Annotated in this window: 1 protein-coding gene; it reads left to right on the forward strand. The window is 34.3% G+C overall.

Annotated elements, in window-relative coordinates:
* The first annotated feature begins 43 nt into the window (after positions 1-43).
* Positions 44-454 carry a hypothetical protein gene (locus N1032_RS25280; RefSeq protein WP_259543341.1) on the forward strand — a complete coding sequence of 137 codons (411 nt, stop codon included), beginning with the start codon at positions 44-46 and terminating at the stop codon, positions 452-454.
* The last annotated feature ends 266 nt before the right edge of the window (positions 455-720 follow it).

A 720-nucleotide genomic window follows, 5' to 3' on the forward strand; every position in this document is an offset into this window, starting at 1 on the left:
AGCCGATAAAAGGGAAATTAAAGGTGTGTAAAAGGGGCGGCATATGGAAAAGCCAATTTGCTATTTTGAAAATTATGGAACAATTACCGAAGATGGCAAGGTAAGAAGTTATAAGCGTAAAGGATGCTTTAGAAAAACATGTATTGATTCTTTAGGCCAGGAAGGGATTACAATCAATTCTAAACGAGTACTTATAAAACACCTCGTTTATACAACGTTTGTAGGCTCTTATGATGCTAAAAGAGAATGCATCTATCATATTGATGGTAATATGAATAACCATCATTTTAGTAATTTAGCGGTAAAACCTATTGATCGCTTTAAATTGTCGCAAAAGGTAGCGGAAGAGATCAGGAAAGAACGAAAAGCGGGGGCTAAATTAGCAAGCCTTGCCGTTAAGTATCAAGTAAGTAAAGCTATGATTTCCAAAATCGTAAACGGGCTATGTTATTAGCCTATCTAACATCTCTCACTAATCGGATAAGTGAGCAAAGCAAATATAAATGCGGAGATTGATATATTTAATTCTGAAAACTCAGGGTTAGATATGTTGGTTTCCGCTTTTTTTGCACTTAATCTTTTTAATATGAGGTTTATTTATGTCTGATTCAATTCCCACTGATAGTAATTTTAAAACTGTTGATAAAGAAAGGGACAAACAGCAGAAAATGAAAGAAAAACGGCTACGCCAATTGCATAAACTGTTTGAAGCTAATGAAT

Source organism: Herbiconiux daphne, from assembly GCF_024979295.1.
Lineage (GTDB): Bacteria > Actinomycetota > Actinomycetes > Actinomycetales > Microbacteriaceae > Herbiconiux > Herbiconiux daphnes.

Excerpts from the sequence above, each read along its gene's own strand:
- N1032_RS25280 (WP_259543341.1), top strand. The coding sequence starts at position 44 with ATGGAAAAGCCAATTTGCTATTTTGAAAATTATGGAACAATTACCGAA.